A 25,375-nucleotide genomic window follows, 5' to 3' on the forward strand; every position below is an offset into this window, starting at 1 on the left:
GCGATGCGGGCGGCCATAAAAACGCCGATGGCCCCGTTATGGGGCCATCGGCTGGACGATGCAAGGGGAGCGCATAACCCCTTTATGTTTCAGCGACTTACCGGCAGGCACGGGGCGCGCGACGGGGTCGCCGCGCACCGCCCGCCCGGGTCACTCCGCGGAGGCGACCTTGGGCGCCGCCGGCGGGGTCTGGTAGATCAGGTACGGCTCGGACTTGTGCTCGATCACCGACTCGTCCACCACCACCTTGCTGACGTTCTCCTGCGACGGCAGCTCGTACATCGTGTCCAGCAGCACCGACTCGACGATGGTGCGCAGGCCGCGCGCGCCAGTCTTGCGCTTGAGCGCCTTCTTGGCGATGGCCAGCAGCGCGTCCTGGCGGAACTCCAGCTCCACGCCTTCCATCTCGAACAGCTTCTTGAACTGCTTGGTGATGGCGTTCTTGGGCTCGGTCAGGATCTTGATCAGCGCCGGCTCGTCCAGCTCCTCCAGCGTGGCGACCACCGGCAGGCGGCCAACGAACTCGGGGATCAGGCCGAACTTGATCAGGTCTTCCGGCTCGACGTCGGCCAGGATCTTGCCGACCTCGCGCTTGCGCTCGGAGCTCTTCACCTTGGCACCGAAGCCGATGCCGCCGGCGTCGTTGGAGCGCTGCTGGATCACCTTGTCCAGGCCGGCGAACGCGCCGCCGCAGATGAACAGAATGTTCTTGGTGTCCACCTGCAGGAATTCCTGCTGCGGATGCTTGCGCCCGCCCTGCGGCGGCACCGAGGCGACCGTGCCTTCGATCAGCTTCAGCAGCGCCTGCTGCACGCCTTCGCCGGACACGTCGCGGGTGATGGACGGGTTCTCGCTCTTGCGCGAGATCTTGTCGATCTCGTCGATGTAGACGATGCCCTGCTGCGCCTTGTCGACGTCGTAGTCGCACTTCTGCAGCAGCTTCTGAATGATGTTCTCCACGTCCTCGCCGACGTAGCCGGCTTCGGTCAGCGTGGTCGCATCGGCGATGGTGAACGGCACGTTGAGCAGGCGCGCCAGCGTCTCGGCCAGCAGCGTCTTGCCCGAGCCGGTCGGACCAACCAGCAGGATGTTGGACTTGGCCAGTTCGACCTCGTCGTTCTTCTGCCGGCTCTCGATGCGCTTGTAGTGGTTGTACACAGCCACGGCGAGCGTGCGCTTGGCGCGCTGCTGGCCGATCACGTACTGGTCGAGCACTTCCAGGATCTCGCGCGGCTTGGGCAGGCTGCTGCGTGCCGACTGCGCCTTCTCCTCGAGCTCCTCGCGGATGATGTCGTTGCACAACTCGACGCATTCGTCGCAGATGAACACGCTGGGCCCGGCGATCAGCTTACGGACCTCGTGTTGACTCTTGCCGCAGAACGAGCAGTACAGGATCTTGTTGCTGTCGCCGGAACGGCCTTGCCGGTCTTCGCTCATTGCTTCGCTTACCCAGTTACCCCACCCGATGAACGGGGGTTCGATTTCGAGAATAGCACAGGGCCGGGAGGACGCTAGCCCGACCCCGGCCCTGCGGAATACGTTGCGTTTTGCAGTACATGCAAGCCTTATGCCGGCTGGATGGACTCATCCGGACGACGCTCCAGGACCTGGTCGACGAGGCCGTAGGCCTGCGCGTCGACGGCGCTCTTGAAGTTGTCGCGCTCGGTGTCGCGGGCGATGGTTTCCAGCGACTGGCCGGTGTGCTTGGCCAGGATTTCGTTCAGCCGCGCGCGCAGCGTCAGGATCTCGCGGGCGTGGATGTCGATGTCGGTGGCCTGGCCCTGGAAGCCGCCCAGCGGCTGGTGGATCATCACCCGCGAGTTCGGCAGCGCATAGCGCTTGCCGGCCGCGCCCGACGCCAGCAGCAGCGCGCCCATCGAGGCGGCCTGACCGACGCAGATGGTGCTCACGTCCGGCTTGATGTACTGCATGGTGTCGTAGATCGCCATGCCGGCGGTGACCACGCCGCCCGGCGAATTGATATAGATGCTGATGTCCTTCTCCGGATTGTCCGCTTCCAGGAACAGCAACTGGGCCACGATCACATTGGCCATGTGGTCGTCGATCGGGCCGACCAGGAAGATCAGGCGCTCCTTCAGCAGGCGCGAATAGATGTCGTAGGCGCGCTCGCCGCGGCTGGTCTGTTCGACCACCATCGGAACCAGATTCAAGGCCTTGGTCACATTGTCCACGCGGTGATCTCCTGCTGCTCGGGGTCCGTCCCTGCACGGGGGTGTGCAGGGCTTCGCATCGTGTTGCGCCCCGCCGCCGCGGGGAGGTGAAACGGGATCCGCGTCGCGCAGGTCGGCTGCGCAACGCGGCGACGCGTCGTCTTATTGACGGATCGCGTCCTGGAACGACATCGCCTGCTCGGTGTGCTGGGCGCGCTCGGCGATCCAGTCGATCACCTGCTCTTCCATCACACGGCTCTGCAGTCCCCCCATCAATTGGGGATCGTTGCGGTACATCTCAATGACCTGCTCGGGCTCTTCGTAGGTCGAGGCGATCAGGCGCAGCGTCTCCGAGACCCGCTTCGGGTCCAGGCGCAGTTCGTTGCGGCGGGCGACCTCGCCGACCAGCAGGCCGACCAGCACGCGCTTGCGCGCGGCGTCCATGAAGCCCTGGTGGGCGTCGTCCGGCACCTGACCCGGGTCGCGGCCGGAACGGCGCATCTGCTCGACCTGCTGCGCCAGCATGGCGCGCGCTTCGTTCTCGACCAGGCGCGGCGGCATTTCGACCGAGGCGTAGGCGGCGATCAGCTGCTCGCCGACTTCGCGACGCAGGTGGTTCATCAGCGCGCCCTTGAGCTCGCGCTCGAGGTTGATGCGGATGTCCTTGCGGAACTGCTCGGCATCGCCGCTCTTCACGCCGAAGCTCTTGATGAACTCCTTGTCCACCTCCGGCAGCACCGGCGCGGCGACGTCGACCGCCTTCACATGGACCTGGACCTGCTTGCCGGCGAACTGCGGCACGCGCCAGTCGGCCGGGAAGTCGACGGTCAGCGTCTTCTCTTCGTCCTTGGACAGGCCGACCAGGCCCTGCTCGATCGCCGGGAACATGACGCCCGAGCCGATCACGCTGCTGCCCTTCTCCACGCCCTCGGCCGGCAGGCGCTCGTCGCCGACCTGCGACCAGGTCTCCAGGGTCACCAGGTCGCCGTCCTGCGCCGGACGCGCGGCCGGCTGCCAGGTACGACGCTGCAGGCGCAGGTTCTCGATCATCTGCTCGATGTCGGCGTCGGTGACCTCGGCGGTGTGGCGGATCACCTGCAGCTTGGACACGTCGATGTCGCCGAAGTCCGGCACCACTTCGAAGGTGGCCACGAACTGCAGCTCGTTGTCGCCGGCGCGGTCGATGCGCGGGTTGCCGGCCAGGCGCAGTTCGTGCTCGCGCACGGCCGAGTCGAAGGTCTCGCGCAGCAGGCCATCCAGCGCCTCGGCGCGGATCTGCGGCCCGAAGCGCTGCTCGATCACCTTGGCCGGAATCTTGCCCGGACGGAAGCCCTTGATCCGCGCGGTGCGCGCGACTTCGCGCAGGCGGCCGCCGACATGGGTTTCCAGGCGATCCCCCGGCAGGGTGAAGGTCAGACGCCGTTCCAGGGTACCGGTGGTTTCGATCGAAGCTTGCATGTGGACTCCTGCCACCGGGAGCCCACGGCTCTCGGCACGATGTAGAAAAGTACGGGTTGGCGCGGGCACGGGACAGCCGCCGCAGCCGGATAGTTTCGCCTATTCCCGCGGCGCCTGCCAGCGCAGGGCCGGGAGGCCGCCGTGGCGACGCCGAACCCGCCATCGCCACAAGGGGCCATCGGGGGCTGGGTGGTGCGAAAGAGGGGACTCGAACCCCTACGCCTTGCGGCACTGGTACCTAAAACCAGGGCGTCTACCAATTCCGCCACTTTCGCGCTGCGGCGCCGGAAGGCGCCTGCCGGCACATTGTTGCAGGCCGGCCGGCAAAGAAAAAGGCACCTGCCGGAGCAGGTGCCTTTCGTTTTGGTGGGCCGTCAAGGATTCGAACCTTGGACTTATGCCATCTGCGGATGGATACCCCAACGCCGGCCTGGATGGCCTCGCTCCCGAGCCCTTGATCCGGCTATCCCCTGAAGGCCGCGCCTTCACGACCATCACGGCGGTCTTTGGGGAGCCGCACGGCGATGGCCATGCTTTACTCGCGCGGTCGCTCGCTGGAAGCCCCCGTGTCGGCTAGGATTGGCGATCGAAGGCCCAGGCGGATCAAGGAATGAAGGGGGGCGCTTGACTTTTCGCAACGAAGTCAGTTGTAGAAAAATAACTCCAAGGTTATCCTGATGACCTGGGTCGTTGAACTGCTCACCGAGGCCCAGGAATTTTTCGACGGACTCTCGGGAAATGAACAAATTAAGGTGGCTGGGGCAATGCAGCTCCTTGCGGCTAAGGGACCAACTCTGGGCCGTCCACACGTGGATCGCATACACCGTTCACGACACCACAACATGAAGGAGCTTCGTGTTCAGTGCGCGGACAAGCAGTTCCGCATCTTCTTTGCGTTCGACACAAAGCGTCGAGGGATCTTGCTCGTCGGCGGCGACAAGATCGCCTACGGCGTTGATGAGTTCTACGAGGAATTCATCCCCATTGCGGATGATCTACTTGATGCCCATCTAGACAAAACGAATGCGGCCGATATGGCCAGCAAAGTCGTCGCCAAGAAAACCAAGGGAAGAAAACAACAATGAGTACCATGCGCCTGGAAGATTTCCTGAGTGCACGCGGCCTTGAGGGCCACGCCGATGTGCAGCAAGCATTTCAAGATGCGCTGCGAAGCCTACCCTTGGCCGCGCTTCGGGAAGCTGCTGGCCTCACACAAAAAGAAATCGCCACACAGCTTGGCAAGTCTCAAGCTGCGGTATCGAAGTTCGAGGGTCGCGGCGACTTCCTACTCTCCACCCTCTTCCAGTATGTGCAAGCTCTTAGCGGCACCGTTGACCTGAGCATTAGCTTGGGCCGCTCCAGCTTTACTCTTAGCCCAACGGAGGATGACGGAGACGTCTACTTCAGGCTAGCCCAAAAAGAGCTTGCTCCGGCTGCTGCAATCACGAAAAGAGAGGGCAGCGTTGCATACATCTGGGCTCAGAGCCAAAACCTTGATTCGCGTCAATCAACCGCACGCAGATCGGGATACAGCTCCATGCCAAACCGCGCTGGGTATACCCAAGCTAATGAAGCACTGACGCAACTAGCAGCGAACGATGAAGCCGAGCCCATTGCAGCTTGACGCCCCTGAGTACACGATCGTCAGCGTACGAGCGATACCCAGCATTGGCCAAAGTGTCGTAGACGAGCCTCTACCGATCGTCGTCCGCGCCCAGGTCATGTACGACTCTGACGGATCCCATTTCGCCATGCTAAGCATCGATCAAAGCGATGACAGCAGGCCTTATGTAATCTCGTTGCAAGTTCTTGTGACCTTTCGCATCGACGTTGACGGTTGCCGACAGGCCTACAAAAGCGCGTTCAACCCTGAGGTTGTAGCCGTAAACGTAGCGCGCATCCTCTACTCTGGTGCTCGAGAGATGCTGGCCCTAGTGTCCTCTCGCGCACCATATGGCACAGCGCTACTCCCAAGCGTGATGCTGGAACCTTCTGACGTTGAGATGCTCTTTGAGACAGACAAGCTTGAAGATATCTTGCAGAAGAGCTTTGGGGTCGATCCCTCGATGATGGAAGCAGCTCGCGCTAAAGCAGAAGCAGTCGAAAGCTCCCGCAAGAAGGAGGCGCGAACGCTGGCGACAAAGAAGCCAGCCACCAAGCGGAAAACTGAAGCGAACTAGAAAAAGAGAGGGGCCGCGCAAGCGGCCCTCTCTTTTTCCACCAAAAAATAGGGTTCGACTCGGCTCCGCGAGCCAGTTGGCGCGCTCTACGGGTTACTGCGGCGGTTTAGTCTGTGGAGACTTGATCACATAGGAGGTGATGTATTCGCCGTTGCTGCCGTAGACGACCAAGATGGTGGTGTTGGCGTCCCGGTACACCACGAGCGCTTGGCAACGCATGATCGCTACGGCGCTCGAGGAGAAGGTGATCGACGCCGAAACGCGGTTCGGCCTGCATGGCCTGAAGCATCGCGGCATCCCCGACACCCCCGGCAACCGGGGCGACAAGCAAGACGCCGCGGGACACGCAAACCCGGAGACAACGAACCGCTACGCCCACGACCTGCTGCTGGTGCCGACGCCCAAGCGTAAGTAGTGCATTCCCGGGGTATTTTTCCCGGGAATTTTCCCGACACATAGAAAAACAGCCACTTGGCTTGCGCTAAGTGGCTGTTTTATTTGGTGGGCCGTCAAGGATTCGAACCTTGGACCTATTGATTAAGAGTCAACTGCTCTACCAACTGAGCTAACGGCCCTGAAACTGAGTCGCACATTCTATGTGCTTTTTTGCTTCGTTGCAACACCCGCGAAGCATCGGGTCACGCGATCAATGGGGTGGCTGAGGGGACTCGAACCCCCGACATCTGGAATCACAATCCAGTACTCTAACCAACTGAGCTACAGCCACCATTGAAACCTTGCATCTCCTGCCCGGCGCCGGTGTGGCGCGCCCGACAGGAATCGAACCTGTAACCGCCGGCTTAGAAGGCCGGTGCTCTATCCAGTTGAGCTACGGGCGCCCTGGCTGGATTGTCGCATTCCTTTCCGCCGTTGGACATCGGATTGGTCGGGGTAGAGGGATTCGAACCCCCGACATCCTGCTCCCAAAGCAGGCGCGCTACCAGACTGCGCTATACCCCGGCGGAACATCCCTCGCGGCCAAGGCCGGAAAGGTCGGCTATTGTGGGAAGCTTGCGGCCCGCTGTCAACGTCGCATGCACGCAACATCGCCTGCGCTATGCTCACGGCTTGCCATCGGCATCGGCCGAGAGCCATTTTGAAGGAGAAAACAGCATGCTTCGCAGCGGCAACCCCGCCCTGAAGGAATCCACCTTCCTCGATCTGCACAGCGGCAACGTGGTCTCGCCCGGCAACGGCACGGTCGTCGCGCGCGACAGCGGTGCGATGACCCTGAACGGCACCGCCAACAAGACCGGCATCCTGTTGATGCTGACAGCGCTCACCGCCGTATTCGCCTGGAGCCAGTCGGTTTCGATCGATGCCGCGGGCAACGCGATGATCGCTCCTGGCGTGGCCGGCTACGCGCTGGGCGGCCTGATCGGCGGCTTCATCCTGGCCCTGATCACGATCTTCAAGAAGGAATGGTCGCCCATCACCGCGCCGCTGTACGCGCTGGTGGAAGGCTTCTTCCTGGGATCGATCTCGGCGATGTACGAAGTGCGCTTTAACGGCATCGTGCTGCAGGCCGTGCTGCTGACCTTCGGCACCCTGTTCGCGATGCTGTTCGCCTACCGCAGCGGCATGATCAAGGCCACCGAGAACTTCAAGCTGGGCGTGGTCGCGGCCACCGGCGGCATCGCGCTGGTGTACCTGGCCACGATGGTGCTTGGCTTCTTCAACATCCAGATCCCCTACATCCACGCCTCCGGCACGGTCGGCATCCTGTTCAGCCTGTTCGTGGTGGTGGTGGCGGCGCTGAACCTGGTACTGGACTTCGACTTCATCGAGAGCGGCGTCGAACAGGGCGCCCCCAAGTACATGGAGTGGTACGGCGCGTTCGGCCTGATGGTGACGCTGGTGTGGCTGTACCTGGAGTTCCTGCGCCTGCTGTCGAAGCTGCAGTCGCGGAATTGAAGTCGGGAATCGGGATTGGGGAATCGTAAAAGCGAACTCCCCTTGATCGATGAGCGGGCTTGGCTTCAGACAAGTTTCCGAGCAAAAGAAAGGGCGCCCTGGGGCGCCCTTTCTTTATTTCTGCGATCTTCCGGACGCTCAGAGGCGGCTGGCGATGGCCTTGGCGAAGCCCATGGTGTTGCCGCTGCCACCCAGGTCCGGGGTCAGACCGTCCTTGGCTTCCAGCGTGGCGACGATGGCGTTGCGCAGGCGCTCGGCGTTCTGCGGCTGGCCGATATGGTCCAGCAGCTGCGCCGCGCCCAGCAGCAGCGCGCACGGGTTGGCCTTGCCCTGCCCGGCGATGTCCGGGGCCGAGCCGTGCACGGCTTCGAAGATCGCCGCGTCCACGCCGATGTTGGCGCCCGGGGCCAGACCCAGGCCGCCGACCAGGCCGGCGCACAGGTCCGACAGGATGTCGCCGAACAGGTTGGTGGTGACGATGACGTCGAACTGCTCCGGGCGCATCACCAACTGCATGCAGGCGTTGTCGACGATCATTTCCTGGAATTCGATCTCCGGGTAGTTCGCCGCCACGTCGCGCGCCACCTTCAGGAACAGGCCCGAGGTGGACTTGATGATGTTGGCCTTGTGCACCGCGGTGACCTTCTTGCGGCCGGTCGCGCGGGCCAGGTCGAAGGCGTAGCGGACGATGCGCTCGGAACCCTTGCGGGTCACCTTGGCCATCGACAGCGCGGTCTCGCCGTCGGCGGACACTTCCTGGCCTTCGCTCAGGTAGGCGCCTTCGGTGTTCTCGCGCACGGTGATCAGGTCCACGCCGGCGCCGAAGCGCGACTTGGTGTTGGGGAACGACTTGGCCGGACGCACGTTGGCGTACAGGTCGAACTGGCGGCGCATGGCCACGTTGATCGAGCTGAAGCCCTCGCCCACCGGCGTGGTCAGCGGGCTCTTCAGCGCCACCTTGTTCTTGCGGATCGACTCCAGCGTGGCGGCCGGCAGCAGGTCGCCGTGCTTCTCCAGCGCCACCAGGCCCGCATCGGCGTATTCGTAGGTGAGGCCGGCGTTCAGCGCATCGAGCACGAATAGCGTGGCGTCCATGATCTCCGGGCCGATGCCATCGCCACGGATGACCGTGATTGTCTGCGTCATAGGGTTGCGGTTTCCGTACAAGAGGGGGGAGCGCCGCCCGGGAACCGGGGCTGCAGGCGCAAGGAGGTTTCAGCGGTAATTATGCCCGAAGCCGGTGAAGGCGCCCAAAACCGGACGGCCTCCGGCGCGGGCGCCGGTGGCCATCGGGGCAGCCCGAAGCGGCTCAATCGTGCGCGTGCTGCGCTGGCGCGGCGGCGCCGGCCTCCAGCGTGTCGAGGAAGTCCACGGCGCGGCGCAGGTGCGGGATCACGATGGAACCGCCGACCACCAGGCCCACCGAGAACGTCTCGAAGAACTCCTCGCGGCTGACCCCGGCCTCCTTGCACTGGGCCACGTGGTAGCTGATGCAGTCGTCGCAGCGCAGCACCAGCGAGGCGACCAGGCCGAGCAGTTCCTTGGTCTTCACGTCCAGCGCGCCGGCCTGGTAGGTCTGGGTGTCCAGCGCGAAGAAGCGCCGCACCACCTGGTTCGGCTCGGCCAGGATGCGCTGGTTCATGCGCTGGCGGAACTCTGTGAACTCGCGGACGCGGTCCTGCCCGGAGGCGCCGCCCTCGCCCGTCGCGGCGCCGCTCATGCCTGCGCCTCGGGGGCGTGGCCGTCGAGCAGCGGCTCCAGCTTGCCGGCGCGGTGCAGCGCCATCATGTCGTCGTAGCCGCCGACGTGGACGTCGCCGACGAAGATCTGCGGCACGCTGGTGCGCCGCGCCAGCGCGACCATCTTCTCGCGCTCGGCCGGGTCCAGGTCGATCCGCACCTCGTTCCAGGTGCGGCCCTTGCTCTTGAGGAAGTTCTTGGCCGCCACGCAGTACGGGCAAATCGCGGTGGAATAGAGGGTGATCGGCGGGCCGCCGGCGTGGCCGGTGTCGGCAGTTGGGTTGTCCACGGGAAACTCCGGGCGGTGTAGAAGGTCCAAGCCACTATGGTAGCGGCCGGGTGGATTTTCGAGGCCGCTGCCGCAACACTGCGAATCATCCCGGATTCACCGTCGTCCCGGCCGCCACCCGGCGTCCGCCTGCCCCCTGGAGCCTGTCTTGCGCCTGCTGCCGCTCGCCTTCGCGATCACCCTGGCCACCGCCTGCGCCGTGGCGCCGGCCCAGGAGAACAAGCTGCCGGACATCGGCTCCTCGGCCGGCGAGCTGCTGACCCCGGCGCGCCAGGCCGAGTACGGCAAGATGATGCTGGCCGAGCTGCGCAGCTACGGCTACGTACTCGAGGACCCGCTGATCGACGACTGGCTGCAGACCATGGGCACCCGGCTCGGCGCCAACAGCGACCAGCCGCAGCAGAAGTTCACCTTCTTCATGTTGCGCGACCGCCAGATCAACGCCTTCGCCACCCTCGGCGGCTACGTGGCGGTCAACGCCGGGCTGGTACTGACCGCCGAGCGCGAGGACGAGGTGGCCGCGGTGCTGTCGCACGAGATCGCCCACGTCACCCAGCAGCACGTGCTGCGCGGGGTCGAGCGGGCGCAGCGCGACCAGATCCCGATCCTGCTCGGCATGCTCGCCGCGGTGGTCGCGGCGCAGCAGGCCGGCGGGCGCTCCAGCGGCGATGCCACCCAGGCGGCGATCGCCAGCGGCCTGGGGCTGATGCAGCAGCGGCAGATCGACTACACCCGCTCCAACGAATCGGAGGCCGACCGCCTGGGCATCCGCACCCTGGCGCGCAGCGGCTACGACGTCGACGCGATGGCCGGCTTCTTCGAACGCATGTCGCTGGCGATGCGCGGCAACCAGGGCGGCTACAGCACCCCCGACTTCCTGATGACCCACCCGGTCACCACCACCCGCATCAGCGAGGCCCGCGAGCGCGCCGAGCAGATGAAGAAGAACACCCTGACCCTGACCACCAGCGTGCCCGGCGGCACCCTGAAGGAGCGGGTCGATCCGAACGACGTGTCGCTGAGCCAGCCGCTGGGCGCGCCCAGCAACCCGCTGCTGCCCGGCGGCCTGCAACTGCCGTTCGCCAACTACGCGCGCGGCCCCAGCGGCCAGTTCGAGTGGGCCCGCGAGCGGCTGCGGGTGTTCAGCGCCAACACCCCGGCCGATGCGATCCGCGAATACGAAGGCCTGCGCCAGGGCAGCAAACAGGGCCTGAGCGATGCCCAGCGCTACGGCCTGGCGCTGGCCCGGCTGCGTGCCGGCGGCAGTGCGCAGGAGGTCGCGCAGACGCTGGAAAGCCTGCTGCAGGCGCACCCGGACAACTGGTGGCTGACCGTGGCGGTGGCCGAGGCCGAGGCCAAGGCCGGCCGCAACCAGGCCGCCGACCAGCGCTTCGAGGCGCTGGTCAAGCGCATGCCCAGCAACCGGGCGGTGGCGCTGAGCTATGCGACCGCCCTGAACGAACAGGGCGGCCGCCAGGCCGGCCAGCGCGCCCAGGCGGTGCTGCGGCCGCTGCTCGGGGCCGCCGCGGAGGATCCGGTGTTCCAGCGCACCTTCGCCCGTGCCTGCGAACTGGCCGGCGACGACACCCGGGCCGGCGAGGCGTATGCCGAGGCGGCCTACCTGAACGGGCATCCGGAGCAGGCCCTGATCCAGCTGAGCAACCTGAAGAAGCGCAGCGACCTGGACTACGTGGCGCGCGCGCGCATCGACGCGCGCATCGCCGCGATCACCCCGACGGTGCTGGAACTGCGCCGCCAGGGCGTGCAGGACCCGGACATGCAACGGCGCTGAAACGCGCCCGTGTCAGGCGTCACTCAAACGTAATAAAACCGTAGTCTACTGGCGACCTTCCTCCCCAGTTCCACGGTGCCGTTGTGCAGAAACGCATCCTGATCGTCGACGACGAGCCGGCCATCCGCGACATGGTCGCGTTCGCCCTGCGCAAGGGCGACTTCGAGCCGGTGCACGCCGGCGATGCCCGCGAAGCGCAGACCTCGATCGCCGACCGGGTCCCGGACCTGATCCTGCTGGACTGGATGCTGCCCGGCACCAGCGGCCTTGAACTGGCCCGGCGCTGGCGCAAGGATGCGATGACCCGCGAAGTGCCGATCATCATGCTCACCGCCCGCGGCGAGGAGAACGACCGCGTCGGCGGCCTGGAGGCCGGCGTCGACGACTACGTGGTCAAGCCGTTCTCGGCACGCGAGCTGCTGGCGCGGATCCGCGCGGTGATGCGCCGCACCCGCGAGGACGACGAGGACGGCAGCGTCTCGGTCGGCAGCCTGCGCATCGACGGCGCCGCGCACCGGGTGTTCGCCGGCGAGGCGCCGGTGCCGATCGGCCCGACCGAGTACCGCCTGCTGCACTTCTTCATGACCCATCCCGAGCGCGTCTACAGCCGCGCGCAGTTGCTCGATCACGTCTGGGGCGGCAGCGTCTACGTGGAAGAGCGCACCATCGACGTGCACATCCGCCGCCTGCGCAAGACGCTGGAGCCGTTCTCGGTGGAAAACATGGTGCAGACCGTCCGCGGTTCCGGCTATCGCTTCTCTGCGTCCATCTGACCGCCGCCTTCGCCTGCTATAACGGCGGACGGATCACGATCCTTTGCGACAGAGTGCGTTCCCGATGCCCCGCCACATCCGCTCCGCCTGGTTGAAGACCCTCGGCACGCTCGCCGGCCTGCTGTTGCTGGCGTTGCTGATCGGCTGGATCGGCGGCCATGTGTGGATGGCGCTGACCCTGATGTCGCTGGGGGTGATGGGCTGGCACTACTGGCGGCTGCGGCGGGTGCTGCGGCGGCTGACCGCGCGCCAGCGCTGGGAGCCGCCGGCCGGCACCGGCGTGTGGAACGAACTGGACCGGCTGCTGTACCGCAGCCAGGCGGAAATGCGCGTGCGCAAGCGGCGCCTGCTGGACATGCTGCGCGCCTACCGCGCCGCCGCCGCGGCCCTGCCCGACGCGGTGGTGGTGGTGGACCGCAACAGCCAGCGCATCCAATGGTTCAACGAAGCAGCCGGCACCCTGCTCGGCCTGCGCCACCCCGGCGACCTCGGCGCGCCGGTGGTGGAGCGGCTGCAGCCGATGCCGCTGGCGCACTGGCTCAGCGGCGGCCGCAACGCCGAGCCGATGCTGGACATGCCCTCCCCGGTCGACGACCGCCTGCGCCTGAACCTGCGCCTCATTCCCTATTCCGACGACCACTGGCTGCTGGTCGCGCGCGACGTCAGCAAGCTGCTGCAACTGGAGCAGGTGCGCCGCGATTTCGTCGCCAACGTCTCGCACGAGTTGCGCACGCCGCTGACCGTGGTCCACGGCTACCTGGACATGCTCGACCCGGAGGACTTCCCGGATTCGGGGCCGATGATCGCCGAGATGCGCAAGCAGTCGCAGCGCATGACCCAACTGGTCGAGGACCTGCTGACCCTGTCGCGGCTGGAATCGCAGGAACACGCCAACGAGGAGTCGATCGCGATGGCGCCGATGCTGGCCACGCTGCGCCGCGAGGCCGAGGCGCACAGCCAGGGCCGGCACCGCATCGAGGTCCACGACGAAGCCGATTGCGACCTGGTCGGCTCCAACAAGGAACTGCACAGCGCCTTCTCCAACCTGGTCACCAACGCGGTGCGCTATACCGCGGCCGGCGGCACCATCCGCATCACCTTCGCCCGCGAGGGCGATGGCGCGGTGCTGGCGGTGCGCGACAGCGGCTACGGCATTCCCGCGCATCACCTGCCGCGGATCACCGAGCGCTTCTACCGCGTCTCCAGCAGCCGCTCGCGCGAGAGCGGCGGCACCGGCCTGGGCCTGTCGATCGTCAAGCACGTCCTCGGCCTGCACCAGGCGCGGCTGGAGATCGAGAGCGAAGTCGGCAAGGGCAGCACCTTCTCCTGCCACTTCGGCGCCGGGCGCGTGCATCCGCGGCACGACCATGCCACCCTGACCTCCGCCTAACGAGAGACACCATGCCCCGCCGCGCCCCTGCCCTGCCGCCCACGCCGCCCCCGGACATTCCCAGCGACCCGCTGCGCGACCCCGCGCTGTACATCAACCGCGAACTGTCGCAACTGGACTTCAACTTCCGGGTGCTGGCGCAGGCGCAGGATCCGCAGGTGCCGTTGCTGGAGCGGCTGCGTTTCCTGTGCATCTCCTGCACCAACCTCGACGAGTTCTTCGAGATCCGCGCCGCCACCGTGCGCCACGCGCAGGAATTCGGGCTGCCGCCGGCACCCGACGGGATGAGCCCCAATGCCATCCTCACCTCGATCCACGACCGCGCCGCGCAACTGGTCGACCAGCAGTACCGCTGCTGGAACGAGGTGCTGCGCCCGGCGCTGAAGGACGCCGGCATCGGCGTGCTCGGCCGGCATTCCTGGAACGCGCGGCAGAAGCGCTGGCTGCGCGCCTACTTCCGCAACGAGATCATGCCGGTGCTGTCGCCGCTGGGCCTGGATCCTGCGCATCCGTTCCCGAAGATCCTCAACAAGTCGCTGAACATCGTGGTGGTGCTCAAGGGCACCGACGCGTTCGGCCGCGTCGGCCACCTGGCGATCGTGCGCGCGCCGCGCTCGCTGCCGCGCATCATCCAGTTGCCGGAAAGCCTGGCCGAGGGCGGCCAGAGCTTCGTGTTCCTGTCCTCGGTGCTGTCCACCTTCGTCGACGAGCTGTTCCCGGGCATGGAGGTGATGGGCTCCTACCAGTTCCGCGTCACCCGCAACTCGGAACTGGTGGTGGACGAGGAGGAAGTGGAGAACCTGGCGCTGGCGCTGCGCGACGAACTGGTCAACCGCGGCTACCGGCCGGCGGTGCGGCTGGAGATCGCCGAGGACTGCCCGAAGTCGATCGTGCGCACCCTGCTGCAGAACTTCGAACTGCCGGAAAACGCGGTCTACCGGATCAACGGCCCGGTCAACCTGAGCCGGGTCAACCAGGTCTACGACCTGGTGCAGCGCCCGGACCTGAAGTATCCGGCGATGAATCCGCGCACCCTGCGCGACAGCGAAGGCATCTTCGAGATCGCCGCCGCCGGCGACGTGTTGCTGCACCACCCGTTCGACGCCTTCACCGCGGTGCTGGACCTGATCAAGCAGGCCGCGATCGATCCCAACGTGCTGGCGATCAAGCAGACCCTGTACCGCACCGGCAAGGATTCGGCGATCGTCGATGCGCTGGTGCTGGCCGCGCGCAACGGCAAGGACGTCACCGTGGTGGTGGAACTGCGCGCGCGCTTCGACGAAGAGGCCAACCTGGGCCTGGCCGACCGCCTGCAGGAAGCCGGCGTGCAGGTGGTGTACGGCGTGGTCGGCTACAAGACCCACGCCAAGATGCTGCTGATCGTGCGCCGCGAGGGCCGCAAGCTGCGCCGCTACGTGCACCTGGGCACCGGCAACTACCACAGCGGCACCGCGCGCGCCTACACCGACCTGAGCCTGATCACCTCCGACGTGGACATCGGCAACGACGTGCACCTGCTGTTCCAGCAGTTGTCCGGGCTGGCGCCGAAGATCCGCCTCAAGCGCCTGCTGCAATCGCCCTTCACCCTGCACCCGGGCGTGCTGCACCGGATCGAGCGCGAGACCAAGCTGGCGCATGCCGGCCGCCCGGGCCGCATCATCGCCAAGATGAACGCGCTCAACGAGCCGCAGGTGATCCGCGCGCTGTACGCGGCCTCGCAGGCAGGCGTGAAGATCGACCTGATCGTGCGCGGCGCCTGCACCCTGCGCCCCGGCGTGCCGGGCGTGTCCGACAACATCCGGGTGCGCTCGATCGTCGGCCGCTTCCTCGAGCACAGCCGGGTCTACTGGTTCGGCAACGACGGTGCGCCGGAACTGTTCTGCGCCAGCGCCGACTGGCTGGAACGCAACCTGCTGCGGCGCGTGGAGACCGGCTTCCCAATCCTGGATCCGGACCTGGTCAAGCGCATCCACCGCGAGGTGCTGCAGAACTACCTGGCCGACAATCTCAACGCCTGGGAACTGGACGCCGACGGCAACTACCGCAAGCTGGCCCCGGGCCAGGACCAGCCGCCGCATTCGGCGCAGCTGGCCCTGCTCGACGGGCTCTGAGCACACCGCGGCGCAGCGCCAACGGCGCGCGCCGCGCATCGGCTACCATTCCGCCATGCCTGCCACCTCCCCCACTCATCCGCCGCTGCGCGACGGCGACCTGCTGGCCGCCATCGACCTGGGTTCCAACAGCTTCCACATGGTCATCGCCCGCTACCAGCTCGGGCAGTTGCGGGTGGTGGACCGCCTGCGCGAGACCGTGCGCATGGCCGACGGCCTGGACAACAAGGGCGGACTGTCCACCGAGGCGCGACAGCGCGCGCTGGAATGCCTGGCGCGCTTCGGCCAGCGCCTCCGCGACCTGCCCTCGCTGCGGGTGCGCGCGCTGGCCACCAACACCGTGCGCCAGTTGCGCTCGCCGCAGACCTTCCTGATTCCCGGCGAAACCGCGCTGGGCCATCCGATCGAAGTGGTCAGCGGCCGCGAGGAAGCGCGCCTGATCTACCTCGGCGTGGCCCATGCGCAGCCGCCCAAGCCGGACGAACGCCGCCTGGTGATCGACATCGGCGGCGGCTCCACCGAATTCATCATCGGCAGCGGCTTCCAGACCCTGGAACGCGAGAGCCTGCAGGCCGGCTGCATCGCCAGCACGCGGCGCTTCTTCCCGGGCGGCAAGCTGTCCAAGAAGAAGTGGAAGGACGCGCTGACCGAGATCGGCGCCGAGTTCCAGCAGTTCGCCGGGCAGTACCGTGCGCTGGGCTGGCACGAGGCGCTGGGCTCGTCCGGCACGCACAAGGCGATCGGCGAGATCTGCGCGGCGATGAAGCTGACCAAGGGCGCGATCACCGCCGAGGCGCTGCCGCAGTTGCGCGACCGCCTGCTGCTGGCCAAGCGCATCGAGGACATCGACCTGCCCGGCCTGTCCGCCGACCGCCGGCCGATCATCGCCGGCGGCGTGCTGGTGCTGGAGGCGGCATTCCAGGCCTTGGGCCTGCAACGGCTGATGGTGAGCAAGGCGGCCATGCGCGAAGGCATCCTCTACGACATGCTCGGCCGCGGCGGCGAGAACGATCCGCGCGAAACCGCGATCGCCGCGCTGACCCAGCGCTACGGCATCGACGAAGCGCAGGCCGCACGCGTGGAGCACACCGCGATGGCGCTGTTCGAGCAGGTCGCCGGCGACTGGGCGCTGGATGCCGACGACGCGCGCATGCTCGGCTGGGCCGCGCGCCTGCACGAACTCGGCCAGGCCATCGCGCACAGCCAGTACCACGTGCACGGCGCCTACGTGCTGGAGCACTCGGACATTGCCGGCTTCTCGCGGCAGGAGCAGCAGGTGCTGGCCACGCTGGTGCGCACGCACCGCCGCAACGTCTCCAAGACCGCGTTCGACGCACTGCCCGACCGCCTGCTGCTCAGCGCCAAGCGCAAGGCCGCGCTGCTGCGCCTGGCGGTGCTGCTGCACCGCGCGCACGAAGCCGACCCGATCCCGGCGCTGGAACTGAAGGCCGACGGCGCCAACCTGCACCTGATCCTGTCGCAGCCGTGGATCGAGTCGCGGCCGTTGCAGCGTGCCGACCTGATCGGCGAGGTCGAGGGCATGGCCGGGTTGGGGATCAATTTCCGTCCATTTGTGGCTTGAAAGCCGGGATTGGGGAATCGGGAATGGGGATTGGGTGGTTTGCTTGAGCTGAAGCGACACGGGTAAGGCCTCGCTCGCCTGCAGGCCATTGCACCTGGTCGCCTGATGATGCAAGCGCACCTAAACGCCCGGCGTGGGCGTCATCGTTCCTACATGCACTGGACATGTTCGCTTCACTGCATTGCGCGAGGCTTTGTCAAACCGGAGCCCCCGCATGCGCTACGCGATCGTCACCGAGACGTATCCCCCTGAGGTCAACGGCGTCGCGCTGACCGTGCAGGGGCTGGAACTGGGGCTGCGCGCGCGCGGCCATACGGTCGACGTGGTGCGTCCGCGCCAGGCCGGCGACGCCGACCCGGCGGATCTGCGGCTGGTGCGCGGTGCGGCGCTGCCGCGCTACCCCGGATTGAAATTCGGCCTGCCCGCGCCGCGGCGCCTGACCAAGCTGTGGCAGGCGGCGCCGCCGGATGCGGTGTACATCGCCACCGAGGGCCCGCTGGGCTGGTCGGCGCTGCGCAGCGCGCGGCGCCTGGGCATTCCGATCGCCACCGGCTTCCACACCCGCTTCGACGAGTACCTGCCGCAGTACGGCGCGGCCTGGCTGCAGTCGACCGCGCTGCGCTGGATGCGGCGCTTCCACAACCAGGCCCAGGCGACCCTGGTCCCGACCCGCGAACTGCGCGACTTCCTCGCCACCCAGGGTTTCGAGCGGGTGCGCCTGCTGGCGCGCGCGGTGGACAGCAAGCAGTTCGAGCCACAGCGCCGCGATGCGCAGTTGCGCGCGCAGTGGGGCCTGCAGGACGACGACTGCGCGGTGCTCTACGTGGGCCGCATCGCCTCGGAGAAGAACCTGCCGCTGGCGGTGCGCGCGTTCCGCCAGTTGCAGCAGCAGCGTCCGCGGGCGCGCTTCGTCTGGGTCGGCGACGGCCCGCTGCGCGAGCGCCTGGCGCAGGAAAATCCCGACTTCATTTTCTGCGGCATCCAGCGCGGCGACGCGCTGGCGCGGCATTTCGCCAGCGGCGACCTGTTCCTGTTCCCCAGCCGCAGCGAGACCTTCGGCAACGTGACCCTGGAAGCGATGGCCAGTGGCGTCGCCACCGTCGCCTTCGACTACGGCGCGGCACGCGAATACCTGCGCGACGGCATCAATGGTGCGGCGGTGGCCGACGACGAGGCCTTCATCGCCGCCGCGCTGCGCCTGGGCAGCGACGACGCGCTGCGCCAGCGTCTCGGCGAGGCGGCCTGCGCGTCGATGCAGCAACTGCGCCCGGAGCGCGTGGTGGCCGATTTCGATGCCCTGCTCAACCAACTGGCGGACACCCGGAGGACGCATGTCGACGCGGCTTGAGATCCTGCGCGGGCACGAGACCCGCTGGTGCCGGCGCGCCAACCACTGGTGCCGGCGGCGCTCGGTGCGACGCTTCTTCGCGGTGATCAGCCGCCTCGGCGACGGCGTGTTCTGGTACGCGCTGATGACCCTGCTGGTGCTGTGCGACGGCATGGACGGCGTGTTCGCCTCCGCGCACATGGCCGCCACCGGCGTGGTCGCGCTGAGCCTGTACAAGGGTCTGAAGCGCTGGACCCGCCGCCCGCGTCCATACGCCGCCGATATGCGCATCCGCGCCTGGGTGGCGCCGCTGGACGAGTTCAGCTTCCCCTCCGGCCACACCCTGCACGCGGTGTCCTTCGGCATCGTCGCCCTGGCCTACTACCCCTGGCTGGCGCCCCTGCTGGTGCCCTTCATCGCCTGCGTGGCGCTGTCGCGGGTGGTGCTGGGCCTGCACTACCCCAGCGACGTCCTCGCCGCCACCGGCATCGGCACGTTGTTGGCGGGTGTGTCGTTGTGGTTGGTATGAGGCTGGGAATGGGGAACCGGGAATAGGGAATAGGAACGGCGAGGGCTTTTGCCATTCCCGATTCCCGTTTCTCCATTCCCGGCGGTACTACAATGGCCAAATGACCACGCTGTTCATCTCCGACCTGCATCTGGACCCGGCACGGCCGGCGATCACCGCGCTGTTTCTCGACTTCCTGCGCGGGCAGGCGCGGCAGGCCGAGGCGTTGTACATCCTCGGCGACCTGTTCGAGGCCTGGATCGGCGACGACACGCCGTCCGAGGCGGCCGATGCGGTGGCGGTGGAGCTGCACGCGCTGCACGAGGCCGGGGTGCCGGTGTTCTTCATGCACGGCAACCGCGACTTCCTGCTCGGCGCCGACTACGCGCGGCGCGCCGGCCTGCGCCTGCTGCCCGATCCCTGCGTGATCGATCTGTACGGCGAGCCGACCCTGCTGCTGCACGGCGACCTGCTGTGCACCGACGACACCGCCTACCAGGCGTTCCGCGCGCAGACCCGCGACCCGGCCTTCCAGCAGCAGTTCCTGGCGCAGCCGCTGGCCGCGCGCATCGCCTACGCGCAGCAGGCGCGCGCCGCCAGTCAGGCGCGCCAGGCCGAGTTGAAACAGGACGACAGCGCGCAGTTCGAAACCGTCACCGACGTGGCCCCGGCCGAAGTCGCCGCCACCTTCGCCCGCTACGGCGTAGCGCGGATGATCCATGGCCACACCCACCGGCCGGCGGTGCATGCGCTGGACGTGGAGGACCGCGCCTGCACCCGCATCGTGCTCGGCGACTGGTACGAACAGGGTTCGGTGCTGCGCGTGGACGCCCAGGGCTGCCAACTGCAACAGCTCTAGCGCCAGCGTCCGGCGCGGCCGCGGGCAGCCCGCCGATGCGCGCCCGGCACTTCGCGGCAACGCATTTCCCTGCGACCGCGGCGCGGCTGCAGGACGGCGCCGAATAGCGCTTCGGCCCCGGATTCCGCAGGGCCGCCGATGACGGCATCCCAGCGCACCGGGTCGTCTCCGCCCACCTCAGGGCAGTCCGCAATCAGGCCTGACGATCCGGGCCGCGACGTCGACACCGCCCACATCCAGGCCACCGTCCTCCACCCGCGTTTCCTGGCCGCGCAGCGCCGCGACCACGCGCGCGGCGCGGTGCGAAAATCCGCCTGTCAGGGCAAGCCGCCACCGGCTTGCTGCTGCCGCCATTGCGCGTATTCGACGAAATCGCCGTCGACCACGTCGTACCACTGGATCGCACCGGAGCGCTCGACACGGAAGCGGTCGCGGACCGGCTCGGTCTGCGGGTCGCCTGGGCAGCCGTTGCCGTGCTTCTCGCGTACGGCGATCTCGATCGCCGCCGGCGCGGCGGCCTCGGGTGCGGCCGCTGCAGACGCTGCCGGGGAGGCGGCGTCCTCGCCGTCCTCGACAACGTAGCCCAGGCACTGCAGATCGGGATAGGCATGATCGGCCGACAGGCGCGCCTGCAACGCGTCCATCGCGCGGTTTCCGTCGAAGGTGTCGGCCGGTGCGGCCGGCGGGGTCGCCCGCGGCGCGTCGGTCTTGGCGGCCGGCGACGGGGTATCGGTCTGCCGGTCGGGAGCCGGGCCGCAGCCCGCGCTCAACATCGCCAGCAGCAGCGCGGCCGGCAGTCGCATGCGCTTGAACATCGTCGATCCCAGGAAGTCGGTCGGCACCGGCCGCGCCGGTACCGCTTCCCAGCATAGCCGAAGCGGACGCCGCCGCGCCCGCTCCGGCCGTCTTCGCCGCGCGTAGCGCAGGCACGCGGCCTGCGCCACGCGCGTGCCGGCTTAACGGAACCCGGCCACCGTCGCCTTGGTGTTGACCAGCACGCGCTGGTTGTCAGCGGTGCTGGCATTGCCCATCGGCACGCCGTTGTAGGACACGTTCGGGTTGGACCAGTAGTTCAGCCGCGGGCAGTTGCTGGTGCAGTTGTAGGCCATGATCGTGCGCCAGCTGTTGCCGTAGCGATAGCCGTGGCCATAGGCGTACGGCGAGGTGCTGGAGTCGGTGGCCACGTCGTGGCGCGCGCTCTGCAGATGGCCGATCTCGTGGGCGAAGCTGTAGTAGCCGGTGGCGCAATCCCAGTACACCGCCGCGAACGCGGTGGCGGCGGTGGAACCGATGCCCGAGGCGAGGCCGCAATAGGCGGAGTTGTCGATGATCAGCACGCCGACGTCGGCCGCGGTGCTGTTGCGCGAGGTATGGATGCTGTCCATGTAGCCGTCGCTGGTGCCGCGGAAGCGGGTCAGGTCGGTGTTGAAGTCGCCCGACTCGGTGTAGTTGGTGGTCTCGTAGCCGGCCAGCTGCATGGTGATGCCGACATTGCTGTTGGTGTAGCCCTGGTTGGACTCGGCCACCGCCAACTGCACCAGCGACTGCATGTTGCCGCCGTAGCTGGTCACCGCCTTGTTGGTCGCCACCACCAGCACACGGATGGTCGCGGGCGAACCCGACGAGGCACCGGCGGCGGTCACGCGTTCGTCGATCACCGACTGCGGCATCTGCACGGTCGGCAGCAGCGCGTAGTCGGCCGGATGCTCGGCCGGCATGCGGCGTTCGTCGACCTCCACCAGCACATGGCCGCCACCGGCGATCGGACGCAGGTGGAACAGCGTGCCGTTGCTGCGGATGCTGCCGGTGATGGTGTCGCCGCTGCGCACCAGGATCGCCGAGTTCAGCGGATCCAGGCCGGACAGCGCGCGGGTCCGCGCCACCGCGGCATTGCCGAGATTGCCGTACCAGATGCTGTTGCCGCCTTCCAATTGCTCGGTCTTCAACTGCGTGGCGGTGATGCGCTGGCCCAGCAGGTCCAGCTCGAGTTGCTTCTGTCCGGCGGTGACCGCGGCGGCGTTCACGCCGACCCGCTGCACCGCGCCGGTGGCGGGATTGGCCAGCAGGCGGCTCAGCGCCGGCTCGCCGGCGATGGACTTGGAGACGTACTGGCTGCTCTGGAACAGGGGCGTTCCGGCTGCGGAGGCGGAACCGGCGACACACAGGGCAAGCATCGCGGTAAGGCTGCACATCGACTTCATGTCGGACTCCTGGGTGGTGAGTAGGGACGAACGTCGCCCCGCGCGCGGCCGGAGACGGGGGAGGCCGCGCGGGGGAGTTCGATTAGCCGCTCAGCCACCGTTCAGCGCAAGCAACAAATGCAGCGGGGTCTCCGCTCGGAGATAGGCGTCACAGAACGCACGCAAGGGCGTTCATGCCGCCGCCTGCGCGTTGACGCGACCCGGGCGCCATGCCGCGGGAGGACGCCGCCTCAGCCGGCCTGCTGCTGCAGCGCCAGCAATTCGTCCTCGTCGAACCCGGCCAGCAGGCGCGCCTGCAGGTTGAACGGGCCGTGCAGGTAGCCGCCGGCGTACTCGCGCAGCAGCGCCGCGAAGCGGGCGCGCGGTTCGATCCCGGCCTGCGCGCAGTACCAGCGGTACCAGCGCGAGCCGGCGGCCACGTGCGCCACTTCCTCGCGCAGGATGATGTCCAGGATGTCGGCGGTGGCGTCGTCGCCAAGCGCGCGCAGCTTGGCGATCATGCCCGGGGTCACGTCCAGGCCGCGCGCCTCCAGCACGCGCGGCACCAGCGCCATCCGCGCCAGGCCGTCGTGGGCGGTCTTCTCGCACATCTCCCACAGGCCGTTGTGCGCGGCGAAATCGCCGTAGGCATGGCCCAGCGCGCGCAGGCGGTCGCGCAGCAGCACGAAATGGCGCGATTCGTCGTCCGCCACCGCCACCCAGTCGGCGTAGAACGCCGGCGGCAGGCCGCGGAAGCGGTAGACCGCGTCCCAGGCCAGGTCGATGGCGTTGAGTTCGATGTGGGCGATGGCGTGGATGAACGCCGCACGGCCCTCGGCACTGCCGAGGCCGCGCCGCGGCAGCTCGCGCGGATGCACCAGCAGCGGTCGCGGTGGCCGCCCCGGCATGCGGATCGGCTCGGGCGCCGGCGCCGCGGCCGGCACCGCGAGCGCGCCGTCGCGCCAGGCCGCGGCATGGCGCTGGGTCAGCGCCACCTTCTCGTCGGGGTCGGCGGCGTCCAGGCAGGCGCGCGCGGCCTGGTACAGGTCGCCGTTCACGGCGCCACCGGCGGATGCGCTGCCGCCTGGCGCCGTTCCAGCCAGGTGCGCTGGGCCTGCTCGCAGCGGTTGCCGGGCACCTTGAACACGCAGTCCACGCGATGCGCGCAGGCCAGGGCGAAGGCGCTGCGGCGGTCGGCCGCGGGCGGTTCGGGGATGCTCGCCAGCGGTGCGCCCGACGGCCAGCCGGCGTCGACGCCGATGCCGGCGGCAAGCAGGCGCGACGTGCCGTCGCGGCAATCGACGGCATACCCCCACTGCGGCGCATCGGCGCGCACGTCGTCGGAGGAGCCCTGCGCGCGCAGGCGCAGGAGCAGCAGGTCCTCGCCGATGCGCTGCGCGCCGGCGATCGCCAACGGTGCGCGGTAGCCCGGCTGCAGCACCGCCAACTGGTCCGGGGCCATGTACAGCTGCAGCATGGTCAACTGCGCACTCGGCACGCTGCCGTCGCGCAGGCGCGGATCGTCCAGCGCCTGCACCGGCCGCGTGGCGTCGTCAGCAGTGCAGCCGCCGCACAGCGCCGCCAGACCCGCCAGCGCGAGCATGCGCCGCGCCCGGGCGCGGCGGCGGCGGGACTCAGGCACGGCGCTTGCGCTTGGCCTCGTCCGAGCGCAGCTGCATGATCCGCTCGAAATAGCCGGGTTCGATGCCGGTGGTGTACTGGCCGTTGAAGCACGAGGAGTCGAACGCCTTCAGTTCCGGGTTGCCCTCGCGCACCGCGGTCTCCAGGTCTTCCAGGTCCTGGTAGATCAGCCAGTCGCAGCCGAGGAATTCCTGGATCTCCTGCTCGCTGCGGCCGTGCGCGACCAGTTCGTCGGCGGCCGGCATGTCGATGCCGTAGATGTTGGGATAGCGCACCGGCGGCGCGGCGCTGGCCAGGTACACCTTGCGCGCGCCGGCGTCGCGCGCCATCTGCACGATCTGCCGGCTGGTGGTGCCGCGCACGATCGAGTCGTCGACCAGCAGCACCACGCGGTTGCGGAATTCCAGGTGGATCGGATTGAGCTTGCGGCGCACCGACTTCACCCGCTCGCCCTGCCCCGGCATGATGAAGGTGCGGCCGATGTAGCGGTTCTTGACGAAGCCCTCGCGGTACTTCACCCCGAGCACGTTGGAGATCTCCAGCGCGGCGTCGCGCGAGGTGTCCGGGATCGGAATGATGGTGTCGATGTCGTGGTCCGGGCGCAGGCGCAGGATCTTCTCGCCCAGCTTCATGCCCATGCGCATGCGCGCCTTGTGCACCGAGACGTTGTCGATCATCGAGTCCGGCCGCGCGAAGTACACGTACTCGAAGATGCACGGGGTGTGGTCGGTGGGCGAGGCGCAGACCTCGGAGAACAGCTCGCCGCGGCCGGTGATCACCAGCGCTTCGCCGGGGCGCACGTCGCGCACGCGGGTGAAGCCGAGGATGTCCAGCGCCGAGGACTCGGAGGCGACGATGTACTCGTCGCCCTCCACGCTCTCGCGCTTGCCCAGCACCAGCGGACGGATGCCGTGCGGGTCGCGGAACGCGACCAGGCCCAGGCCCAGCACCACGCTGACCACCGCGTAGCCGCCCTTGCAGCGGCGGTGCACGCCGGCCACGGCGCGGATCGCCGCCTCCGGGGTCAGCATGCGCTGCGCGTCGAGCTCGTAGGCGAACACGTTCAGCAGCACTTCGCTGTCCGAATCGGTGTTGATGTTGCGGCGGTCGGCCTCGAACACCTGCTGGCGCAGGGCTTCGGTATTGACCAGGTTGCCGTTGTGGGCCAGCGCGATGCCGTACGGCGAATTCACGTAGAACGGCTGCGCCTCGTCCATGCCTTCCGAGCCGGCGGTCGGATAGCGGCAATGGGCGATGCCGACGCGGCCTTCCAGCACCGCCATGCGCTTCTCGTCGAAGACGTCGCGGACCAGCCCGTTGGCCTTCTGCACGCGCAGGCGGGTGCCGTCGGCGGTGGCGATGCCCGCCGCGTCCTGGCCGCGGTGCTGCAGCACGGCCAGGCCGTCATAGAGTTGCCCGGCCACGTTCTGGTTGCCGACGATTCCGACGATGCCACACATG

Annotated in this window: 24 protein-coding genes and 5 tRNA genes; 13 read left to right on the top strand and 16 right to left on the bottom strand. The window is 67.8% G+C overall.

Annotated elements, in window-relative coordinates; genetic code table 11:
- Window positions 1–150 precede the first annotated feature (150 nt).
- The 4 genes from clpX to ACHWVH_RS20220 all read right to left on the bottom strand — a co-directional run bounded on the left by clpX (window position 151) and on the right by ACHWVH_RS20220 (window position 3,904).
- Complete coding sequence (gene clpX / locus ACHWVH_RS20205; RefSeq protein ID WP_017907830.1) at window positions 151–1,437, bottom strand: ATP-dependent Clp protease ATP-binding subunit ClpX; 1,287 nt, start codon at window positions 1,435–1,437, stop codon at window positions 151–153.
- Between the two features lie 128 nt (window positions 1,438–1,565).
- Window positions 1,566–2,192: an ATP-dependent Clp endopeptidase proteolytic subunit ClpP gene (clpP, locus tag ACHWVH_RS20210; RefSeq protein ID WP_017907831.1), complete on the bottom strand. Its 627-nt coding sequence runs from the start codon at window positions 2,190–2,192 to the stop codon at window positions 1,566–1,568.
- A 141-nt stretch (window positions 2,193–2,333) separates the two neighbouring features.
- Window positions 2,334–3,629: a trigger factor gene (gene tig / locus ACHWVH_RS20215; RefSeq protein WP_394687843.1), complete on the bottom strand. Its 1,296-nt coding sequence runs from the start codon at window positions 3,627–3,629 to the stop codon at window positions 2,334–2,336.
- Window positions 3,630–3,819: 190 nt separating this feature from the next.
- Window positions 3,820–3,904 (bottom strand) — tRNA-Leu (locus ACHWVH_RS20220).
- Window positions 3,905–4,306: 402 nt separating this feature from the next.
- On the opposite strand from ACHWVH_RS20220, the gene ACHWVH_RS20225 reads away from it, so the two are divergent.
- From ACHWVH_RS20225 to ACHWVH_RS20240, 4 genes are all read left to right on the top strand, one after another.
- On the top strand, window positions 4,307–4,714 hold the full coding sequence (locus ACHWVH_RS20225; protein WP_394687844.1) for a type II toxin-antitoxin system RelE/ParE family toxin: 408 nt from the start codon (window positions 4,307–4,309) through the stop codon (window positions 4,712–4,714).
- A complete protein-coding gene (locus ACHWVH_RS20230; protein WP_394687845.1) occupies window positions 4,711–5,253 on the top strand; it encodes a helix-turn-helix domain-containing protein in 543 nt (180 codons plus the stop codon). Before ACHWVH_RS20225 ends, ACHWVH_RS20230 begins: the two co-directional genes overlap by 4 nt.
- Window positions 5,228–5,809 (top strand): hypothetical protein, encoded by a 582-nt coding sequence (locus ACHWVH_RS20235; protein WP_394687846.1) that lies wholly within the window; start codon window positions 5,228–5,230, stop codon window positions 5,807–5,809. The genes ACHWVH_RS20230 and ACHWVH_RS20235 overlap by 26 nt, the downstream gene beginning before the upstream one ends.
- A gap of 172 nt (window positions 5,810–5,981) precedes the next feature.
- Window positions 5,982–6,224: a hypothetical protein gene (locus tag ACHWVH_RS20240; protein ID WP_394687847.1), complete on the top strand. Its 243-nt coding sequence runs from the start codon at window positions 5,982–5,984 to the stop codon at window positions 6,222–6,224.
- 84 nt (window positions 6,225–6,308) lie between these two features.
- Here ACHWVH_RS20240 and ACHWVH_RS20245 read toward each other — a convergent pair.
- The 4 genes from ACHWVH_RS20245 to ACHWVH_RS20260 form a co-directional block, all read right to left on the bottom strand.
- Window positions 6,309–6,384: transfer RNA gene (locus ACHWVH_RS20245), tRNA-Lys, on the bottom strand.
- Window positions 6,385–6,459: 75 nt separating this feature from the next.
- Window positions 6,460–6,536: transfer RNA gene (locus ACHWVH_RS20250), tRNA-His, on the bottom strand.
- Window positions 6,537–6,571: 35 nt separating this feature from the next.
- Window positions 6,572–6,648: transfer RNA gene (locus tag ACHWVH_RS20255), tRNA-Arg, on the bottom strand.
- A 44-nt stretch (window positions 6,649–6,692) separates the two neighbouring features.
- Window positions 6,693–6,769: transfer RNA gene (locus tag ACHWVH_RS20260), tRNA-Pro, on the bottom strand.
- A gap of 153 nt (window positions 6,770–6,922) precedes the next feature.
- Between ACHWVH_RS20260 and ACHWVH_RS20265 the strand changes: the two genes are divergently transcribed.
- Entirely contained in the window at window positions 6,923–7,723 is an 801-nt protein-coding gene (locus ACHWVH_RS20265; RefSeq protein WP_017917385.1) for a Bax inhibitor-1/YccA family protein, read from the top strand.
- Window positions 7,724–7,861: 138 nt separating this feature from the next.
- On the opposite strand, the gene ACHWVH_RS20270 is transcribed toward ACHWVH_RS20265, so the two are convergent.
- The 3 genes from ACHWVH_RS20270 to grxC all read right to left on the bottom strand — a co-directional run bounded on the left by ACHWVH_RS20270 (window position 7,862) and on the right by grxC (window position 9,751).
- On the bottom strand, window positions 7,862–8,869 hold the full coding sequence (locus tag ACHWVH_RS20270; RefSeq protein WP_017914031.1) for an isocitrate dehydrogenase: 1,008 nt from the start codon (window positions 8,867–8,869) through the stop codon (window positions 7,862–7,864).
- Between the two features lie 163 nt (window positions 8,870–9,032).
- Complete coding sequence (locus ACHWVH_RS20275; RefSeq protein WP_017917387.1) at window positions 9,033–9,443, bottom strand: carboxymuconolactone decarboxylase family protein; 411 nt, start codon at window positions 9,441–9,443, stop codon at window positions 9,033–9,035.
- Window positions 9,440–9,751, bottom strand: coding sequence for a glutaredoxin 3 (gene grxC, locus ACHWVH_RS20280; protein WP_017907836.1), 312 nt, complete (start codon window positions 9,749–9,751; stop codon window positions 9,440–9,442). Before grxC ends, ACHWVH_RS20275 begins: the two co-directional genes overlap by 4 nt.
- Window positions 9,752–9,899: 148 nt before the next feature.
- On the opposite strand from grxC, the gene ACHWVH_RS20285 reads away from it, so the two are divergent.
- From ACHWVH_RS20285 to lpxH, 8 genes are all read left to right on the top strand, one after another.
- Window positions 9,900–11,543: a M48 family metalloprotease gene (locus ACHWVH_RS20285; RefSeq protein WP_017907837.1), complete on the top strand. Its 1,644-nt coding sequence runs from the start codon at window positions 9,900–9,902 to the stop codon at window positions 11,541–11,543.
- Window positions 11,544–11,626: 83 nt separating this feature from the next.
- Window positions 11,627–12,316 carry a phosphate regulon transcriptional regulator PhoB gene (gene phoB / locus ACHWVH_RS20290; RefSeq protein WP_017907838.1) on the top strand — a complete coding sequence of 230 codons (690 nt, stop codon included), beginning with the start codon at window positions 11,627–11,629 and terminating at the stop codon, window positions 12,314–12,316.
- Between the two features lie 64 nt (window positions 12,317–12,380).
- A complete protein-coding gene (gene phoR, locus ACHWVH_RS20295; RefSeq protein ID WP_017907839.1) occupies window positions 12,381–13,706 on the top strand; it encodes a phosphate regulon sensor histidine kinase PhoR in 1,326 nt (441 codons plus the stop codon).
- An 11-nt stretch (window positions 13,707–13,717) separates the two neighbouring features.
- Window positions 13,718–15,817, top strand: a complete 2,100-nt coding sequence (gene ppk1 / locus ACHWVH_RS20300) for a polyphosphate kinase 1 (RefSeq protein WP_148828563.1) — start codon at window positions 13,718–13,720, stop codon at window positions 15,815–15,817.
- Between the two features lie 55 nt (window positions 15,818–15,872).
- Window positions 15,873–17,399, top strand: coding sequence for an exopolyphosphatase (ppx, locus tag ACHWVH_RS20305; RefSeq protein WP_017907841.1), 1,527 nt, complete (start codon window positions 15,873–15,875; stop codon window positions 17,397–17,399).
- Window positions 17,400–17,613: 214 nt separating this feature from the next.
- A complete protein-coding gene (locus tag ACHWVH_RS20310) occupies window positions 17,614–18,747 on the top strand; it encodes a glycosyltransferase family 1 protein (RefSeq protein WP_295925422.1) in 1,134 nt (377 codons plus the stop codon).
- Entirely contained in the window at window positions 18,731–19,255 is a 525-nt protein-coding gene (locus ACHWVH_RS20315; RefSeq protein ID WP_017907843.1) for a phosphatase PAP2 family protein, read from the top strand. Before ACHWVH_RS20310 ends, ACHWVH_RS20315 begins: the two co-directional genes overlap by 17 nt.
- A 100-nt stretch (window positions 19,256–19,355) precedes the next feature.
- Window positions 19,356–20,093, top strand: coding sequence for a UDP-2,3-diacylglucosamine diphosphatase (gene lpxH, locus ACHWVH_RS20320; RefSeq protein ID WP_267081907.1), 738 nt, complete (start codon window positions 19,356–19,358; stop codon window positions 20,091–20,093).
- 317 nt (window positions 20,094–20,410) lie between these two features.
- On the opposite strand, the gene ACHWVH_RS20325 is transcribed toward lpxH, so the two are convergent.
- The 5 genes from ACHWVH_RS20325 to purF all read right to left on the bottom strand — a co-directional run bounded on the left by ACHWVH_RS20325 (window position 20,411) and on the right by purF (window position 25,374).
- Entirely contained in the window at window positions 20,411–20,908 is a 498-nt protein-coding gene (locus tag ACHWVH_RS20325) for a hypothetical protein (protein ID WP_394687848.1), read from the bottom strand.
- Between the two features lie 141 nt (window positions 20,909–21,049).
- Complete coding sequence (locus ACHWVH_RS20330) at window positions 21,050–22,294, bottom strand: zinc-dependent metalloprotease (protein WP_295925429.1); 1,245 nt, start codon at window positions 22,292–22,294, stop codon at window positions 21,050–21,052.
- Between the two features lie 230 nt (window positions 22,295–22,524).
- The gene (locus ACHWVH_RS20335) at window positions 22,525–23,376 is read right to left on the bottom strand and encodes a ferritin-like domain-containing protein (protein ID WP_267083582.1); all 852 of its coding nucleotides are present in this window, start codon (window positions 23,374–23,376) and stop codon (window positions 22,525–22,527) included.
- Complete coding sequence (locus tag ACHWVH_RS20340; RefSeq protein WP_394687849.1) at window positions 23,328–23,915, bottom strand: hypothetical protein; 588 nt, start codon at window positions 23,913–23,915, stop codon at window positions 23,328–23,330. The genes ACHWVH_RS20335 and ACHWVH_RS20340 overlap by 49 nt, the downstream gene beginning before the upstream one ends.
- Complete coding sequence (gene purF, locus ACHWVH_RS20345) at window positions 23,908–25,374, bottom strand: amidophosphoribosyltransferase (RefSeq protein WP_017913998.1); 1,467 nt, start codon at window positions 25,372–25,374, stop codon at window positions 23,908–23,910. The genes ACHWVH_RS20340 and purF overlap by 8 nt, the downstream gene beginning before the upstream one ends.
- Window position 25,375: the final 1 nt, after the last annotated feature.

It is taken from the genome of uncultured Xanthomonas sp. (assembly GCF_964278005.1).
In the GTDB taxonomy this organism is placed as follows: Bacteria; Pseudomonadota; Gammaproteobacteria; order Xanthomonadales; family Xanthomonadaceae; genus Xanthomonas_A; species Xanthomonas_A sontii.

Excerpts from the sequence above, each read along its gene's own strand:
- phoR (WP_017907839.1), top strand. The coding sequence starts at position 12,381 with ATGCCCCGCCACATCCGCTCCGCCTGGTTGAAGACCCTCGGCACGCTC.
- ACHWVH_RS20230 (WP_394687845.1), top strand. The coding sequence starts at position 4,711 with ATGAGTACCATGCGCCTGGAAGATTTCCTGAGTGCACGCGGCCTTGAG.
- ACHWVH_RS20225 (WP_394687844.1), top strand. The coding sequence starts at position 4,307 with ATGACCTGGGTCGTTGAACTGCTCACCGAGGCCCAGGAATTTTTCGAC.
- ACHWVH_RS20235 (WP_394687846.1), top strand. The coding sequence starts at position 5,228 with ATGAAGCCGAGCCCATTGCAGCTTGACGCCCCTGAGTACACGATCGTC.
- clpX (WP_017907830.1), bottom strand. The coding sequence starts at position 1,437 with ATGAGCGAAGACCGGCAAGGCCGTTCCGGCGACAGCAACAAGATCCTG.
- ACHWVH_RS20275 (WP_017917387.1), bottom strand. The coding sequence starts at position 9,443 with ATGAGCGGCGCCGCGACGGGCGAGGGCGGCGCCTCCGGGCAGGACCGC.
- ACHWVH_RS20270 (WP_017914031.1), bottom strand. The coding sequence starts at position 8,869 with ATGACGCAGACAATCACGGTCATCCGTGGCGATGGCATCGGCCCGGAG.
- tig (WP_394687843.1), bottom strand. The coding sequence starts at position 3,629 with ATGCAAGCTTCGATCGAAACCACCGGTACCCTGGAACGGCGTCTGACC.
- ppk1 (WP_148828563.1), top strand. The coding sequence starts at position 13,718 with ATGCCCCGCCGCGCCCCTGCCCTGCCGCCCACGCCGCCCCCGGACATT.
- purF (WP_017913998.1), bottom strand. The coding sequence starts at position 25,374 with ATGTGTGGCATCGTCGGAATCGTCGGCAACCAGAACGTGGCCGGGCAA.
- ACHWVH_RS20325 (WP_394687848.1), bottom strand. The coding sequence starts at position 20,908 with ATGTTCAAGCGCATGCGACTGCCGGCCGCGCTGCTGCTGGCGATGTTG.
- ACHWVH_RS20315 (WP_017907843.1), top strand. The coding sequence starts at position 18,731 with ATGTCGACGCGGCTTGAGATCCTGCGCGGGCACGAGACCCGCTGGTGC.
- lpxH (WP_267081907.1), top strand. The coding sequence starts at position 19,356 with ATGACCACGCTGTTCATCTCCGACCTGCATCTGGACCCGGCACGGCCG.
- ppx (WP_017907841.1), top strand. The coding sequence starts at position 15,873 with ATGCCTGCCACCTCCCCCACTCATCCGCCGCTGCGCGACGGCGACCTG.
- ACHWVH_RS20310 (WP_295925422.1), top strand. The coding sequence starts at position 17,614 with ATGCGCTACGCGATCGTCACCGAGACGTATCCCCCTGAGGTCAACGGC.
- ACHWVH_RS20330 (WP_295925429.1), bottom strand. The coding sequence starts at position 22,294 with ATGAAGTCGATGTGCAGCCTTACCGCGATGCTTGCCCTGTGTGTCGCC.
- ACHWVH_RS20265 (WP_017917385.1), top strand. The coding sequence starts at position 6,923 with ATGCTTCGCAGCGGCAACCCCGCCCTGAAGGAATCCACCTTCCTCGAT.
- ACHWVH_RS20240 (WP_394687847.1), top strand. The coding sequence starts at position 5,982 with ATGGTGGTGTTGGCGTCCCGGTACACCACGAGCGCTTGGCAACGCATG.